Annotated in this window: 10 protein-coding genes; 8 read left to right on the top strand and 2 right to left on the bottom strand. The window is 59.3% G+C overall.

Annotated elements, in window-relative coordinates; all coding sequences use genetic code 11:
- The first annotated feature begins 368 nt into the window (after positions 1-368).
- The 6 genes from ACP3RB_RS05350 (at position 369) to ACP3RB_RS05325 (ending at position 10,100) form a co-directional block, all read left to right on the top strand.
- The gene (locus ACP3RB_RS05350) at positions 369-3,860 is read left to right on the top strand and encodes a bifunctional proline dehydrogenase/L-glutamate gamma-semialdehyde dehydrogenase (protein WP_426698726.1); all 3,492 of its coding nucleotides are present in this window, start codon (positions 369-371) and stop codon (positions 3,858-3,860) included.
- A gap of 363 nt (positions 3,861-4,223) precedes the next feature.
- The gene (gene gcvH, locus ACP3RB_RS05345; protein ID WP_296705285.1) at positions 4,224-4,616 is read left to right on the top strand and encodes a glycine cleavage system protein GcvH; all 393 of its coding nucleotides are present in this window, start codon (positions 4,224-4,226) and stop codon (positions 4,614-4,616) included.
- A gap of 594 nt (positions 4,617-5,210) precedes the next feature.
- Entirely contained in the window at positions 5,211-5,984 is a 774-nt protein-coding gene (locus ACP3RB_RS05340) for a transcriptional regulator FtsR (protein WP_314706852.1), read from the top strand.
- A gap of 735 nt (positions 5,985-6,719) precedes the next feature.
- Positions 6,720-7,367 (top strand): MerR family transcriptional regulator, encoded by a 648-nt coding sequence (locus ACP3RB_RS05335; protein WP_304192133.1) that lies wholly within the window; start codon positions 6,720-6,722, stop codon positions 7,365-7,367.
- A 204-nt stretch (positions 7,368-7,571) separates the two neighbouring features.
- On the top strand, positions 7,572-8,384 hold the full coding sequence (locus ACP3RB_RS05330) for a ParA family protein (RefSeq protein WP_060823688.1): 813 nt from the start codon (positions 7,572-7,574) through the stop codon (positions 8,382-8,384).
- A 258-nt stretch (positions 8,385-8,642) separates the two neighbouring features.
- Positions 8,643-10,100 (top strand): mycothione reductase, encoded by a 1,458-nt coding sequence (locus ACP3RB_RS05325; RefSeq protein WP_424826808.1) that lies wholly within the window; start codon positions 8,643-8,645, stop codon positions 10,098-10,100.
- Between the two features lie 157 nt (positions 10,101-10,257).
- Here the strand turns inward: ACP3RB_RS05325 and ACP3RB_RS05320 are convergent, their stop codons facing one another.
- A complete protein-coding gene (locus ACP3RB_RS05320; protein WP_424826809.1) occupies positions 10,258-12,432 on the bottom strand; it encodes an AMP-binding protein in 2,175 nt (724 codons plus the stop codon).
- 151 nt (positions 12,433-12,583) lie between these two features.
- Complete coding sequence (locus ACP3RB_RS05315) at positions 12,584-13,450, bottom strand: alpha/beta hydrolase (protein WP_426698725.1); 867 nt, start codon at positions 13,448-13,450, stop codon at positions 12,584-12,586.
- 224 nt (positions 13,451-13,674) lie between these two features.
- Between ACP3RB_RS05315 and ACP3RB_RS05310 the strand changes: the two genes are divergently transcribed.
- Both ACP3RB_RS05310 and ACP3RB_RS05305 read left to right on the top strand, forming a co-directional pair.
- A complete protein-coding gene (locus ACP3RB_RS05310; protein ID WP_424826811.1) occupies positions 13,675-14,424 on the top strand; it encodes a lysophospholipid acyltransferase family protein in 750 nt (249 codons plus the stop codon).
- Positions 14,425-14,787: 363 nt separating this feature from the next.
- Positions 14,788-16,152 (top strand): class II 3-deoxy-7-phosphoheptulonate synthase, encoded by a 1,365-nt coding sequence (locus ACP3RB_RS05305; RefSeq protein WP_311648031.1) that lies wholly within the window; start codon positions 14,788-14,790, stop codon positions 16,150-16,152.
- The last annotated feature ends 175 nt before the right edge of the window (positions 16,153-16,327 follow it).

Below are 16,327 nucleotides of genomic sequence, written 5' to 3'. Positions count from 1 at the left end.
GGCATGTTGGCTTGTGTAGCGAGTATTTTCGCGCTGATGGGATGGTTCTTGGGGGTGAAGATGCTTCTGGGAATGGTTTTGAGGTGTTCGTTTATTACGAAATGGGTTCGGTATTTGCGCTCTGGAAGTGCTAGCCTGAGAGGGATGGATAGCGATGTTGCTATGGTCTTCGTTTCTTCTCTTTGGGCTCGGTGTTCGGAGGGTTGCCGGACGGGAGCCACACCGCACAATCATTTAGAAAAACTAAATGGATTTTGGAAAAAACATTCAGTTTTTCTAATGAGGTATTTATTACCCTTTTGTGGTGAAATAGAGACATCGCCAAACGTGGTGTGCACCGCACACAGTGAGATAGTTAGGAGTCAAGGATGACCCATCCTTTCGCATCTGAGCACTACCAGAAGATGGCTCTGGAAGCTCGTCAGCTTGTTCGTCAGTGGGTAAACGAGTCCCAGTCGATCAAGCCCACCTTCGCGGCTGAGCAGCTCGCCGGTGTTCTGAAGGACCCCAATGGTCTTCCCTTCACCGTCGGCTTTGTTGATGGCGTTATTCGCCCCGAGGACGACAACGTCTCCGGCCGCAACCTTTCCCGTATTTCCGGCCTGGCACCTTCCTTCCTGCCCTGGTACATGAAGTCCGCTGTTGGCTTCGGTGGCAAGCTGGCTGGTAAGGTCGCATGGCCCACCGTTCCCGTTGCACGCCGCGTGCTGCGCGAGATGGTCGGTCACCTGATCGTCGACGCTTCCGAGGAGAAGCTGGGTGACGCAATTGCAGAGCTGACCAAGACCGGTAACCGCCTGAACGTCAACCTGCTCGGTGAGGCAGTTCTGGGTGACAAGGAAGCAGAGCACCGCCTGGCTGAGACCAAGCGCCTGCTGGCACGTGACGACGTTGACTACGTCTCCATTAAGGTGTCCGCTGTTTCCGGCCCCCACCAGCACTGGGCATTCGACGAGGTCGTTGAGACCGCTGTTCGCCGCCTGACCCCGCTGTACGAGCTGGCAGCTTCTTCCTCCCCCAAGAAGTTCATCAACCTGGACATGGAGGAGTACAAGGACCTGGACCTCACCATTGAGGTGTTCACCAAGATCCTGGACCAGCCCCACCTGAAGGACCTGGAAGCCGGTATCGTGCTCCAGGCATACCTGCCCGACACCCTGGCTGCAATGCAGCACCTGCAGGAATGGGCTGCTAAGCGCGTTGCTGCTGGCGGCGCAGGCATCAAGGTCCGCCTGGTTAAGGGTGCAAACCTCTCCATGGAAATCGTGGAAGCTGTTATGCACGGCTGGCCGCTGACCACCTGGGACACCAAGCAGGCAGCTGACACCAACTACAAGCGCGTTCTGGACTACGCACTGCGCCCCGAGCACGTGAAGAACATCCGCCTCGGTATTGCAGGCCACAACCTCTTCGACGTTGCTTTCGCACTGTTGCTGTCCGAGGACCGCGGTGTTAAGGATCGCGTCGAGTTCGAGATGCTGATTGGTATGGCTGAGCAGCAGGCAGAGATCATCCGCCGCCGCGTTGGTCACCTGCTGCTGTACGTGCCCGTCGTGAACCCCAAGGAATTCGACGTTGCAATCGCATACCTGATCCGTCGCCTCGAGGAGAACGCTTCCTCCGAGAACTTCATGTCCGGTATCTTCGACCTGGCAACCGACGAGTCCATCTTCAAGCGCGAAGAGGACCGCTTCATGCGTGCACTGAACTCCGTCACCGACGAGGTTCCCGCATCCAAGCGTACCCAGAACCGCCTGACCGAGAACGAGGACAACGTCTTCGTACCGGCTGGCCGCTTCGAGAACACCCCCGACACCGACCCCGCACTGGCAGGTAACCGTGAGTGGGGTCGCGCAATCCTCGAGCGCTCCAAGACCACCAAGCTGGGCATCGACACCCTCAAGGCTAACGAGCTGACCAGCGAGGCTGAGGCTGAGAAGCTGATCAAGGAAACCGAAGAAGCTGGCAAGGCATGGGGCAAGCTCTCCGGCCACGAGCGTGCAGAGATTCTGCGCAAGGTCGGTAAGGCTATCGCACTGCGCCGCGGTGACCTGCTGGAGGTTATGGCAGCTGAGGCTGGCAAGACCCTGGAGCAGGGCGACACCGAGGTCTCCGAGGCAATCGACTTCGCATACTACTACGCAATGCTGGCTGAAGACCTCGAGAAGATCGACGGCGCAAAGCCCAAGTCTGTTGACCTGACCCTGGTTGTTCCCCCGTGGAACTTCCCGACCGCTATCCCCGCCGGTGGTGTTCTGGCTGGTCTGGCTGCAGGTTCTGCTGTCATCTTCAAGCCCGCAACCATCACCGCTCGCACCGGTGCCCTGATCGCAGAGATCATGTGGGATGCAGGCGTTCCCAAGGAAGTTCTGAAGCTCGTCAAGGTTGTTGACCGCGCTGCAGGCAAGCTGCTCATCTCGCACCCCGAGGTTGACCGCCTGATCCTGACCGGTGGCTACGAGACCGCTGAGCTCTTCCGCTCCTGGCGCGATGACCTGCCCCTGTTCGGTGAGACCTCGGGTAAGAACTCGATCATCGTTACCCCGAACGCTGACATCGACCTCGCCGTCAAGGACGTCGTCTACTCGGCATTCGGTCACGCAGGTCAGAAGTGCTCCGCTGGTTCGACCGTTATCCTGGTTGGCTCCGTGGCACAGTCCGAGCGTTTCCGCCGCCAGCTGATTGACTCCGTCAGCTCCCTGCACGTGGCACACCCGCAGGACATTGAGTCCCAGATGGGTCCCGTTGTTCAGAAGCCGGAAGAGAAGCTGCTGCGCGGTCTGACCACCCTCGGCCCGGGCGAGCGCTGGCTCATTCAGCCCAAGGAACTGGACGAGACCGGTCGCCTGTGGAGCCCCGGTGTTCGTGAAGGCGTCAAGCCCGGTTCCGAGTACCACATGACCGAGTACTTCGGCCCCATTCTGGGCATCATGACCGCTGACACCCTGGAAGAGGCAATCGAGCTGCAGAACGCACCCGATTACGGCCTGACCGCAGGTCTGCACTCGCTGGATGCTGACGAGCTCGAGCTGTGGCTCTCCAAGGTCCAGGCAGGTAACCTGTACGTCAACCGTGCAATTACCGGTGCAATCGTTCAGCGTCAGCCCTTCGGTGGTTGGAAGAAGTCCACCGTGGGTTCCGGTACCAAGGCTGGTGGCCCCAGCTACCTGATCGCTCTGTCCGATTGGGAGCCGGCACAGGCAACCGCGACCGCAACCACCCAGTCGGTGACCGTCCGCGAGACCCTGGCTACCATCGAGAACTCCGAGCTGGGCAAGCGCGAGGACTTCGCATTCATCAAGCGCGGTGTCTCCTCTGACGCACACGCTTGGGACACCGAGTTCGGCTTCGGCCACGATCCCTCGAAGCTGGGCGTGGAGCGCAACATCCTGCGCTACGTACCCACCCAGGTTCTGGTTCGTGCAGACGAGTCCGCATCCGCAGCAGAGACCCTGCGTGTTGTGCTCGCCGGTCTGGCAGCTAACGCACCGATCGCTCTGTCCGTCGGTAAGGACCTGCCGGTCGACGTTCGTGGCGTCCTCGAGAACAAGGGCATCAAGTACGAAGTCAAGTCGGACGCTCAGTTCCGCGAGTACCTGGCATCCAACGCAAAGACCCCGGTCCGCGCACTGGCTGGTACCCCGCTGGAAGGCACCCGTATCCGCTACATCGGTAACGATGAGAAGTCCCTCTACACCGCACTGGGTGGTCGCCCGGACGTTGCAGTGTACTTCGCACCGGTCACCGAGGCTGGCCGTATCGAGATGCTGCCCTTCCTCCGCGAGCAGGCTGTTTCGATTACCGCACACCGTTTCGGTAACCCGAACCGCTTCTCCGAGCGCGTCATTTCTTCCCGCTAAGACGCTGTGAGAGTTTAGCTCTCTAGTCTAAGGCTCAGGGCCCTGCACCCTCATGGTGTGGGGTCCTGAGCCTTTTGCGTTTCTTCGGGGTTCTTACCTGGGGAGTGGGAAGCCTGTACGGAGCCGTGTGTGAAAGTGATGAATAGAGGGGCATCTAGCGGTTGATAGGGTGCGGATGGTTAGGTGCACGAATAAGAAGAGGAAAAATAGTGTCGTAGAAGTGGTACGGGGGTGTTTAGGCGTGCCCCGCGTTACTTCTTATGTGATAATTGGTGTAGGACGTTTCGCTATCCCACATGCGAACGACACCGTGCGCGGGACGGTCCGCGCTACGCAAAATCACACTGAAAGGACACCGCTGCTATGAGCAACGTTCCCGCAGAACTCTCGTACACTTCTGAGCACGAGTGGGTTTCCGCTCTCACCGCCGAGGGCACCGTACGTGTTGGTATTACTGACCACGCTCAGGATGCACTGGGTGACGTCGTCTACGTCGATCTTCCCTCTGTCGGCGACTCTGTAGCTGCTGAGGATAGCTTCGGTGAGATCGAGTCCACCAAGTCTGTCTCTGATCTTTTCGCTCCTATTGCGGGCGAGATTGTTGCAGTGAACGAGGCTCTGGAAGACGATCCCGCACTGGTTAACTCTGACCCCTACGGCGAGGGCTGGATCATTGAGATTCGCCCCGAGAACGCTGATGACCTGGCGAACCTGCTGGACGCAGAAGCATACAAGGCTGAGCTGGACAAGCTCTAAGTCGATAGACTCTAAGATCTTCTATAGGCCTCAGATAAGAGGTACGTAGTGGTGAGACGGCGAGACCAATTGGTCTCGCCGTTTTTCATTTAAAGTGCACACAAACGCAAATAGTGGGGTGCATTTAAGGTTCATCTTGAGGGTCTCTGAAGCTGCCTGAGGGGCTTGAAAGATGGCTAAACCCCTAGTGGGAGCCTCTTTCAAGTTAAATGTGATGAAAACTTCAACTGTCGCGAGAAGATAAAATTTTCCCCGTAAAGCAGTCCAATATGAGACACGCATATTCGAAGTATTGGAATTTTGCTAAAATTGGTACTGTCTCTATTGGATAGTGTCTGGTTGTGTGGTTATTTTTTGGTTCAAAAAGCCCCTGAGAAGGGCGAACTAAATAGCAAAATGCCTTGTGAGGCTATAAGATTGTCTCGAAGGTTTGCGGTTTATCATTTCGTGATAAACAACTAAACTTATCTATCACACTCTCAACACTAAGCAAAGATATTCGGCACGAATCGAGACCCCGACCGGGGGAACGAGCCACTCACTCAAATTTCGGCTCGTATCGATATCGGCTGAACAAGTACCCGAAAGACATAGATGACCTCACGCATCGATGAGAACCTCACTAACGCTGAGGTTGAACTAGAGGACGTGGAGAACGGCGACTCTGACCGTAACCCGCGTGACGTTAAGAGCCGGACCATTGGCCAGGTTCTTAGCCAGCTTGACCTGGAGTTCCCCGGAATTAGTGCATCCAAGATCCGATTCCTGGAGGAGCGCGGTCTCGTGCACCCCAGCCGTACCGAAACCGGTTACCGCAAGTACTCTCAGACTGATATTGAGCGTCTGCGCTACATCCTCACGATGCAGCGCGACCACTACATGCCGCTGAAGGTAATCCGTCAGCACCTGGAGGACCTGGAAACCGGTCGCGTACTGAACTCCATGCCTGCCACCGTAAGCGAAGACGTGCTAGACACCGTCCTTGGCCCGAACGAGCAGGAAGGTCGCACCTACACTCTCCGCGAGCTGGCTGAATATGCTAACACCACCCCCGAACTGATCCGCGAGCTGATTGACTTTGGACTGCTCGAAGACGGTCCGGACGTGGAGTACACCGATTACGATGTGCTGATTGCCCGCGTCAGTGCAGAACTGACCCAGCACGGCATTCAGCCCCGTCACCTGCGCGCATTTAAGTCTGCGGCAGACCGCGAAATTTCCCTCGTGGAAATTGCGGTGGCTCCGCTGGCATCGCGCCGCGACGCAGCCTCCCAGGCTCAGGCGCAGGAGCGAGCCGACAAGATCCGTAAGTTGTGCCTGCAGCTGCACGCAACTCTCGTCGAATCGGCAATGCCTACCTACGAGTAGGCGTACGAAGAGGCAGGCTACCGGACAGTCTGCCGCTCGTAAATCCTCAGCGGTTCTACCGCGCCCCAAACGGGGATTTCCCTCGGGAAGCACCGCTGACCACGGTGATTCCCTCTATAGTCCCTACCCCTTACCAACGGGTAGCGGCCTCTAGACTTGGACGAAGCCGACGCTGGCACGCTCGGAATTTCTACCCCTTCGTCCAACACGAAGAGCTTTCTTACCAGGGGGCTCCCGGCCTGCCAAGGCTATTCACTCAACTCAGCTGTAAATGCGTACGGACTACCTATCCGTACGCCTTTACTTTTTAAACTCCCCTGTGGGATGGACGCCCGGGAAAAGCGAACGGAACAGCGGGGGAGGAGCGCCCCTGCACGGCGTTAAAGAGGCGCGAATGAATCTGAAAAGATCATTCGCTTCGGTGGGTTCAATTTTAAGTAGGGCCCTCTATCAGTTAAAATAGATTGAACAACCGCGCCTATCGCGCATCGGTCGCACTATCGACTCGTGTTCTATGAACCTCGTGTTCTGCGAATCGAATAGCCGAACCAATGTGTAGTATTGAAAACCGCGTAGCTCACCTCGCAGAGGGAGGCCGCGCGAATCATAGATGCAGATTCTAAGGCTTAGCCCTAGATTCTCACCCCGAAAATCGGGGCTACACCGGAACGAAGTCGACCGCATTTGATAGGGCGCGGTGAATCGCATTAAACGGGTTAACGAAAAGGAGGGACCGTGCTAGAGCAGCAGGTAGCCAAAAATGCAGGCGAGGCCGCAGGCACCCATGAGGCACCCCAGGGCTTCGACCAGCCCCTGGATGGCTTCGACACCCTCTTCCCCGTAGCACCGCCTCCGCGCGGTGAACAGGGCGTACTCTTCACCGACCCTGTCTCTGTCGTCGAGGAAAACCTCGGCTACCGTGGTGCCGTCGCCTGCAAGGCAGCCGGCATCACCTACCGTCAGCTCGACTACTGGGCACGCACCGACCTGGTTGTACCCACCGTGCGTGGCGCCTCCGGTTCCGGCACCCAGCGCCTCTACAGCTTCCGCGATGTGCTCGTGCTTAAAATCGTGAAGCGACTGCTCGACACCGGCGTGTCCCTGCAGCAGATTCGCACCTCCATCGAGCATCTGCGTACCCGCGGCATTGACGACCTCGCGAACATCACCCTGATGAGTGACGGTACCACCGTCTACGAATGCACCTCCCCGAGTGAGGTGATCGACCTGGTTCAGGCTGGTCAGGGCGTCTTCGGTATCGCGATTGGCCGCGTCTGGCGCGAAATCGAAATGAACCTCAACGGCCAGCCCGGCGAAGAAATGCACGAAAGCTTCGAAGGCGACGAACTCGCCGCCCGCCGTGCCCGCCGTGCACAGGCATAAAGCATAGACCTCAACCACACATTGTGAATCTGCCCGCGCTCACTACCTACCCGGTGGCGAGCGCGGGCAGAAGTTTTAAACCCGAGGGAATATTCAATGCTCACTTGAGAAAAAACTCAAGATGCACCCCTGTCAGAGCCGGAAGAAAAGCGAAGATTCGCTAAAATAAAGGGGCATTACACCTCACTCATAAAAGGGACCTGCATGCCCCGCATCGTCAGTATCAGCAGCCTCAAAGGTGGCGTTGGCAAAACGTCCATCACCTTGGGGCTCGCGTCCGCGGCTTTACACAGCGGACTCTCCACACTCGTTATTGACCTCGACCCCCACGGCGACGCCAGCACCGGCCTGGCGGTGGATGAAACCATCCCCGACGTCGCCTCCCTGATCGCCAGCTCCAATGAGCGCGCCTTCGCGGAGGAAGCCGGTAGCTCCTCCTGGAATGCCCTCGTCGGCAAGCCCACCCTGCTGACCAATAACCCCGTGACCACCGGTAGCGTGAAGGTGGCACGCGGTTCGGCTCGCTCCACCCTCGTGGACCGTCAGGAAGCGGCGCCGTTCATCCGCCGATTCAAGCGCATGGTGGAGGCGGCAGCGGACGCCTACGACGTGATCCTGATTGACTGCCCGCCGTTCCTCGGAACCCTGTCTTCGATGGGCTGGGCGGTGAGCGAGCGCATCCTCTCGGTCGCTGAACCATCTCTCTTCTCCGTGGCGGGCACCGAACGAACCCTGCGCGCCATCGTGCGTTTTCAGCAGGAAAGCGGCATCAGCATTGACGGTGCGGGAGTAGTTATCAACAAGATGCGCCCCAACGACAGCGAGCACCGCTACCGACGCGACGAAATGCGCTCCCTCTTTGGTGAGCTCGTGGCAGAACCCGTGCTCGCTGAAAGCCCCGTGCTGCAGCGCGCCCAGGGTGCCGCGTACCCGATCCATTTTTGGCCCGACGAAGAGTCGGTTGATCCCGCCATTGACTTCACCCGCCTGCTGGCCGGGCTTATGGCCGACCTCTAAGTGCAGACATCTAGGCCTTACTAATCCGCGGGCTCACATGGTTTTAATGCTTGAGTGCGTCGTCTCAAAGAACCGCTGCGATCTCAACGCTACGTTCTTTGGGACGGCGCACTTTCGCATATCCGTCACCAATGACACGAGATAGCGGGAATAGCGTGCCGCCCGTACACGTTATAGTGGCAATAACAGGAATAAGCCCGTCATCGAGGGGCACGCTGGGAATGAGCCCAGCCTCAACACCATTAACGAGAGGACCACATGAGCATCGAGAACGTAGAACGCATTGACGGCGTAGCACAGTACGACCTCATCGTCATCGGCTCGGGATCCGGCAACACCCTCATCGGCCCCGAATGGGACGACAAGAAGGTCGCCCTCATCGACGGCGGTATCTTCGGCGGCACCTGCCTGAACGTTGGCTGCATCCCCACCAAGATGTACGTCTACCCGGCGACCATCGCGCAGAAGACCCGCGAGGTCAAGCACCTGGGCGTCGACGCACACGTAGACGCCGTGCACTGGGCGCAGATTCGTGACCGCATCTTCGCCTCCCGCATCGACCAGATCTCTGAAGGCGGCCGCGACTGGCGTGCCGCTCTGCCCAACGTCGATTTCTACGACCAGTATACGCACTTCGTCGGCTCCCACACCGTCGAGCTGACCGACGGCACCCGCCTGCAGGGCCGCCAGATTGTCATTGCGGCAGGTTCGCGCGCCGTGCTGCCTCCCGTGCCCGGTATCGACTCCGCTAAGGTCTACACCAACGACAACGTCATGCGCATGGACGAACTGCCCGCCCGCATGGTCGTCATCGGCGGCGGCGTGATTGCGGCAGAATTCTCCCATGTTTTCTCCGCATTCGGCACCGAAGTAACCCAGCTGAACCGCTCCTCCCGCCTGCTGCGCGGTGTGGACGAAGAGATCGTGGCGCGTTTTGAAGAAGCCGCAAGCAAGCAGTGGAACATTGTCAAGAACGCGTCCCTCTCCGAAATCCGTGAGAACGCCGACGGCAGCGTGACCGTCGTAGCTAAGCGCACCTCCGAGAATGGTGAAGAACTGCTCGAAATCCCGGCAGACGCAGTGCTCGTGGCGACCGGTCGCCGCCCCAACACCGACACCCTCAACGCGAAGAACTACTTCGACGTGCAGGACGGCGGCCAGCTCAGCGTCGATAAGTACCAGCGCGTGCTCTACAACGGCGCACCCGTACCTGGCGTCTACGCCCTCGGCGACGTGTCCAGCCGCTACCAGCTCAAGCACGTGGCAAACCACGAAGCACGCGTTGTGCAGCACAACCTCAGCCATCCCGAGGACCTGCGTGCCAGCGACCACCGCTACGTACCCGGCGCGGTCTTCAGCAACCCGCAGATCGCCGTGGTCGGCATGACCGAAGAGCAGGCACGCCAGGCGGCCGAGCGTGAAGGTTTTGAGATTACCGTCAAGGCACAGAACTTTGGCGACACCGCCTACGGCTGGGCAATGGAAGACAAGATCGGCCTGTGCAAGCTCATCGCCCGCAAGGACAACGGCGAGCTGCTCGGTGCACACCTGGTCGGTGAAGAGTCCTCCGTGCTCATCCAGCCGCTACTGCAGGCAATGAGCTTCGGCATGGATGCGCGCACCCTCGCACGCGGCCAGTACTGGATTCACCCGGCACTGACCGAAATCGTTGAGAACGCGCTGCTCGGCCTGGAATTTGACGAGCCCGCCAACTAAGAATCCGCCAGCTAACGACGGCTAAATAACACCCGGAAGCCGAGGTTTCTAGCAAGCCTAGGCTTCTAGCGTGCAAACAAGAGGAGGGGGTCGTACCTAAACGATACGACCCCCTCCTCTTGTTTATGGCCTCTCGTATATGGAAAGCCAGAGCCGGTTATGCGTTGTCGCCCTCAGACTTCTGAGAGCTCTGCTCTGTAGCAGTCTTCTTCTCAACCTGTGCGGGCTTCTCAGCGGGAGCCGCTGCGGAAGAGTCCTCAGTGGAAGAATCCTCGGCGGAAGAGTCCTTATCCTTCTCTTCATGAGGCTTCTGCATCATCTCGGCGGTCTGCTCACGCAGCTCCTCAAACTTCTCAGCCGCCTGCTCACGTAGCTCGGCAAGACGCTCCGCCTGATGATCCGCGTACTCGTGCAGACGCTCAGCCGCCTGCTCACGCAGTTCAGCGAACTTCTCAGACTGCTCCGCCGCGTACTCCTGCAGACGAGCCAAAGAATCCGAGGTGCTATCGGAAACCTTGCCGTACATCTCATCCACGTAGGAGGAGAAGTCCTGCAGAATCTTCGCGCGGCGCAGCTTCTGCGAAGGAGTCAGATAGCCGTCCGCCTCGGTCAAGTCGCGGTTCATAATGCGGAACTCGCGAATACCCTCGGCGCGGGAAACCAGCTGGTTCGCCTCGTCCACGAGCTTCTGAATCGCGGCACGAACCGCCGGGTGAACAGCAGCCTCCGGGATGGAAAGCGAACGCGGCAGACCCAGATGCTCCAACTGCTCGGGTAGGGTATCCGGATCCAGGGTCACCAGAGCCGCAATGAACGGCTTCTCATCGCCAATCAGCATCGCCTGAGAAACCAGGGGAGAGGTACGCAGATGAGTCTCCGCAATACCCGGAATCACGTTCTTACCGCCGGCGGTGACAATGATTTCCTTCTTGCGGCCCACAATCTTCAGGTAGCCGCGCTCGTCGAAACGAGCCAGGTCACCGGTACGGAACCAACCGTCCTCAGTGAACGCCTGAGCGTCCTCTTCGGGGTTCTTGTAGTAGCTGCTAATCACGCCCACACCACGAACCAGAAGCTCGCCGTCCTCAGCGATATAGCCTTCGGAACCGGGGATGAGCGGGCCGATCATGCCAATCTGGTACGGGTTGATGCGGCCAGCCGCAATCGGGGCGCAGGTCTCGGTCAGACCGTAACCCTCAACCACCTGCACACCCACCGCGTGGAAGAAGTGCGCCAGGCGCTCGCCGAGGGGACCGCCGCCGGAGACCGCGTAACGCAGCTCGCCGCCCAGGGCTACACGCAGCTTGGAGTAGACCAACTTGTCGTACAGAGCGTACTGCGCCGCCAGCTTCAGCGGGACACGGCCCTCAACCTTCGCCTGCGACCAGCGCACCGCAATGTCGGTGGAACGCTCAAAGAGAGCCTTATTGAACTTACCGCCCTTAGCCGCCTTCGCCATGGCGCCCTCGTACACCTTCTCAAAGACGCGGGGCACCACCAGCAGCATGGTCGGCTTGAAGCTATCCAAGTCAGCAGCCAGGTTCTTAATATTGGGGGAGTGACCGATAACCAGGCCAGCATCCAGCGCCAGCACCTGAATCAGGCGCGCCAGAACGTGTGCCAGCGGCAAGAAAAGGATGGAGGAGTTGCGGGGGTTCGCAATCTCCGGTTCGACCATCCTGGTGTTGACACTCAGGTTCAGGAAATGGCCGTGAGTCAGCGCGCAACCCTTGGGGCGACCGGTCGTACCGGAGGTGTACACAATGGTCGCGAGGTCATCACAACCGGCTGCGGAACGTACCTGCTCCAGCTGCTCATCGCTCACCTCGGACGCGCGAGCACTCAAAACGTCAAGGTCGCCGTTCTCAATGACCCAGCGGTGCTTCAACTGCATGGGTTCCTCAGTCGTGGAGGCAAATTCCTCAGCCTCAGCCACACGATTCAGGAGTTTCTCATCCTCGACGAAGATTGCGACAGCCTCAGAATGGGACAGTGCCCACGCCGCCTGGGCGGCGGCGTTCGTCTCATACACCGGCACGGAGACAGCGCCGGCATACCAAATCGCAAAGTCGATGACGGTCCACTCAAAACGGGTGCGGCTCATAATGCCCACGCGGTCACCCGGGCGGATGCCAGAGGCAATCAAGCCCTTAGCCAGGTCGGTCACCATCTGGTGGAACTGCTGGGCGCGAACAGGCTGCCAGTTACCCGGAGACATCTGACGGCGGTACAGCACCGGATTGGAACTATCGGCACGGTGGCGCTCAACAATGCTTGTCAGGTTCAGCGAGGGGTCGACAAGAACCTCAGCGGGAGTGGAGAAGACTTTCATAATGCGCCTTTCGAATCAGGGCGTCAGCTCGGGCGGTCCGGGCCGCGGGCTGTCCTCAATTTCTCGAGGTGCCGTGATGGCTTTCTGATGGTTCCGCCCACCGCGGCGGGTGATGCATTCGCCGGTTTGGAGCGGGTGGAACCTTCAGAATTTAGTGGTTTAGGGATGCGACAAAAGCTTGAACAGTAGAGAGAAGATACTCGGCGTCATAGTCCAGGGTTGCCACATGGTAGCTGCGGGTCAGCCACCTAAATTCTACAGGAACTGAACAATGTTCGAGAAAATATTTGTGGGAGCTATCCGACACAGTATGATCACCCAGTGAACGCAAATACAGAACCGGCGACTTCAACTGCGGAATCAGGGCACGAGTCTCAGCGCCCAAAAGATGCAGCTGATGCACCGCCGCCGTCGGAACCAGCGAATAAGCACCCTCATTCACACCAGGAACCGCAATATCGGAACCAATCGCCTTGAGCACCGGCAGAACCTTCGAGACCTTACCCGCGTGGCGCATCATCGGGTTCACATCCACCATGTAGGGGTTAATCAGCACCGTGCCCACCACCGGCAGACGAGCCGACAGATGAGTCGCCACTGTGCCACCCATGGACATGCCAATGACCACCACCTGCAGCCCCTGATCAGCCAGGCGGCGGTACCCCTGCTCGGCAGAAGCCAGCCACTGCTGGTACGTGCTATCACGCAAATCCTGCCAACGGGTCGCGTGACCGGTCAGCACGGGCATCTCCACCGCATAGCCGAGCTCCATAAAACGCTGAGCCACCGGGCGCATACTGTGCGGCGAACCCGTAAAACCATGCACCAGCAAAATACCCACAGGATGCTGCGCCGAATCAGGGGTAAAAGATACGGGGGAGTGGTCGAAGGCTTCCTGGTTCTCCCGGAGGCGACGTGTCAGGGAATCCTTAACATTTTGGGTCGCAAGAAGCCTGCGCTCGCGAGCCTTGCGGCGCATCCGCTTGAGCGGTTCCAGCGAGTTATCGAAAATGCTCATGGTCCTCCTTCGCCAACCTGCGCGAATACGAGCGCAGGTGAGGCTTTTTAGCGTACCCCGACCGGCTACCGCAGATACAGCACCGGTGCTGATATATCGCCCCCAGCGCACCCGATACACCCGTGCGCAGAAAAATCGTTCTCTTTTCTTTAATTATCGCGCGTTCTCTCGCGCCTCTCCAGACACGCTAGAATTGAGCCGGGAACATTCAGAGAGGAGACCCCATGCCTAACACCGCCCTCTATTCAACGCTCAAGATTCTTGGCTCTCCCCTGTTGCGGGGACTGTACCACCATGACGTGGTGGGCCTCGAAAATCTGCCCGAGGGGCCCTACATTGTCGCCAGTAACCACCTGGCGTTCTGCGACTCCATTTTTATTCCTCTCGCCATGCCGCGCACCGTAAACTTCCTCGCCAAGAGCGACTACTTCACCACCCCCGGCGTGAAGGGTCGCGCCATGGCGGCGTTCTTCCGCGGTGTCGGTCAGCTTCCCATGGACCGTTCGGGCGGCCAGAAGAGCCAGGAATCCCTCAATGCCGGCGCGCAGGTCCTCAAGGATGGTGGCGTCATTGGCATCTACCCCGAAGGCACCCGTAGCCCCGACGGACGCGGCTACCGCCCCAAGGTCGGTGTCGCCCGCCTCGCCCTAGAAACCGGCGTGCCCGTAGTACCCGTCGGCCAGATTGGTACCGACCTGATTCAGCCCTCCGGCTCGAACCGTATCCGCCTGCGCCGTGACGGCAAGCCCATTCGGGTGCGCACCATCATCGGCAAGCCCCTCACCTTCGAGGAATACACCGACGGCTCAGACATGAGCCACCGCGTTCAGCGTGAAATCGCCGACCGTATCGGTGCTGAAATCCGTGCCCTGAGCGGCCAGGAATACGTGGACGTGTACGCCGACCGCGTCAAGAAACTCATGGCTGATAAGAACATGAGCGCTGACGAGGCAATCGCACACCTGCAGCACTAAACATTGAGACAGCACCCTGAGACAGCTCCAGCTCCCTGGGACAGCTCCCCGGGCGCCCACATACGCCAGAGGGCGGGATGCGGTACATACCGCCTCCCGCCCTTTCGTATGCCGTTCTGCAACCGTTCCCATTAACCCGCTGCTCATCAACCCGCTTATCGTCGACACCTATCACCGACACCGGGACGCTATCTAAACATGTGAGATGTACCTGACCTTGGGGTTAGGTGTTGAAGCAAGCAAGAGTACAATTAGGTCTATTCAGCTTGAAGAATCGTAAGTCGGCACGCCGCACACGGCGCGCCGGGCGCCCGAAACGGGGCTGAATCAGAAAACGCACAAGACCATCCCGATGGAGTGAAGATGAGCAATCAAAACCTCAGCACCTCGCAGGCCCCCGACCACGGCCTGGACACCTGGCGTCAGCTGCACATTGACCAGCAGCCCACCTGGAGCGAGCACGAAGATTTTGAGAGCACCATCGCCGAGCTGAACTCGGTACCGCCGCTCGTCTTCGCTGGTGAGGTCGACGCCATGCGCCAGGCACTCGGTGAGGTTGCTGAAGGCCGCGCATTCCTCCTGCAGGGCGGCGACTGCGCAGAAACCTTCGCGGGTGCAACCGCCGACAAGATCTCCGGCCGCGTCAAGACCATCCTGCAGATGTCTGCAGTGCTCACCTACGGCGCCTCCATGCCCGTGGTGAAGATGGGCCGCATGGCGGGTCAGTTCTCTAAGCCCCGTTCCGCAGATATGGAAACCCGCGGCGACGTCACCCTGCCCTCCTTCCGCGGTGAGACCGTCAATGGTTTCGACTTCACCCCCGAAGCCCGCGTACACGACCCCAAGCGCATGCTGCGCGGCTACCACACCAGCGCATCCACCCTGAACCTGGTGCGCGCCTTCACCAAGGGCGGCTTCGCAGACCTGCGCGCCGTGCACCAGTGGAACCGCGGCTTCACCTCCAACCCCGCGCATGAACGCTACGAGAAGACCGCCAACGAAATCGGCCGTGCCCTCAAGTTCATGGAAGCCTGCGGCGTTAACTTCGAAGCGCTCAAGACCACCGACCTGTACGTCGGCCACGAGGCGCTCGTGCTGGACTACGAGCGTGCCCTCACCCGCATCGACTCGCGCACCCAGCTGCCCTACGACACCTCCGCACACTTCCTGTGGATTGGCGAGCGCACCCGCGGCGTCGACGATGCACACGTCGACTTCCTCTCCAAGGTCCGCAACCCCATCGGCGTGAAGCTGGGCCCCAGCACCACCGCAGAGGACGCACTCGCCCTGATTGATAAGCTCGACCCGAACCGCGAGCCCGGCCGCCTGACCTTCATCACCCGCATGGGTGCCAAGAACATCCGCGAGAAGCTGCCCGCAATCGTTGAGGGCGTTCAGGCTGAAGGTGCGAAGGTCGTATGGGTCACCGACCCGATGCACGGCAACACCATCTCCGTGCCCTCCGGCTACAAGACCCGCCGCTTTGACGACGTGCTCGACGAGGTTCGCGGCTTCTTCGAGGTGCACGAGGCACTGGGCTCGTTCCCCGGCGGTATCCACGTGGAAATGACCGGCGACGACGTGACCGAATGCCTGGGCGGCTCCGATGCTATCGACGAGGCAGCACTGGCTGACCGCTACGAGTCCCTGTGCGACCCGCGTCTGAACCACTCGCAGTCCCTGGAAATCGCGTTCCTGGTCTCCGAGTACCTCAAGAACCGCGCATAAAACGCTCATGCGTCTCGCCGCAATAGGCGGCGGAAAACAGCAGATATAACGCCGATATAACAATGCCCGGGTCTTCGCTCATTGGGAGTGAAGACCCGGGCTTTGCGTTTAACCAGCGCACGGCAGAAGAGCGGCGCGGCAGAAGCATGGTGCGACAGAAGAGCGGCGCTACAGG

Origin of the sequence: Rothia mucilaginosa (genome assembly GCF_049990865.1) — a bacterium.
Classification (GTDB): domain Bacteria; phylum Actinomycetota; class Actinomycetes; order Actinomycetales; family Micrococcaceae; genus Rothia; species Rothia mucilaginosa_I.
Note: the sequence above shows the minus strand (reverse complement) of the source record. Positions and strands in the feature narration are given on the sequence as shown.

What these genes read in the sequence shown, in the direction of transcription:
- ACP3RB_RS05350 (WP_426698726.1), top strand. Translation starts at nt 369, where the DNA reads ATGACCCATCCTTTCGCATCTGAGCACTACCAGAAGATGGCTCTGGAA.
- gcvH (WP_296705285.1), top strand. Translation starts at nt 4,224, where the DNA reads ATGAGCAACGTTCCCGCAGAACTCTCGTACACTTCTGAGCACGAGTGG.
- ACP3RB_RS05340 (WP_314706852.1), top strand. Translation starts at nt 5,211, where the DNA reads ATGACCTCACGCATCGATGAGAACCTCACTAACGCTGAGGTTGAACTA.
- ACP3RB_RS05330 (WP_060823688.1), top strand. Translation starts at nt 7,572, where the DNA reads ATGCCCCGCATCGTCAGTATCAGCAGCCTCAAAGGTGGCGTTGGCAAA.
- ACP3RB_RS05325 (WP_424826808.1), top strand. Translation starts at nt 8,643, where the DNA reads ATGAGCATCGAGAACGTAGAACGCATTGACGGCGTAGCACAGTACGAC.
- ACP3RB_RS05320 (WP_424826809.1), bottom strand. Translation starts at nt 12,432, where the DNA reads ATGAAAGTCTTCTCCACTCCCGCTGAGGTTCTTGTCGACCCCTCGCTG.
- ACP3RB_RS05315 (WP_426698725.1), bottom strand. Translation starts at nt 13,450, where the DNA reads ATGAGCATTTTCGATAACTCGCTGGAACCGCTCAAGCGGATGCGCCGC.
- ACP3RB_RS05310 (WP_424826811.1), top strand. Translation starts at nt 13,675, where the DNA reads ATGCCTAACACCGCCCTCTATTCAACGCTCAAGATTCTTGGCTCTCCC.
- ACP3RB_RS05305 (WP_311648031.1), top strand. Translation starts at nt 14,788, where the DNA reads ATGAGCAATCAAAACCTCAGCACCTCGCAGGCCCCCGACCACGGCCTG.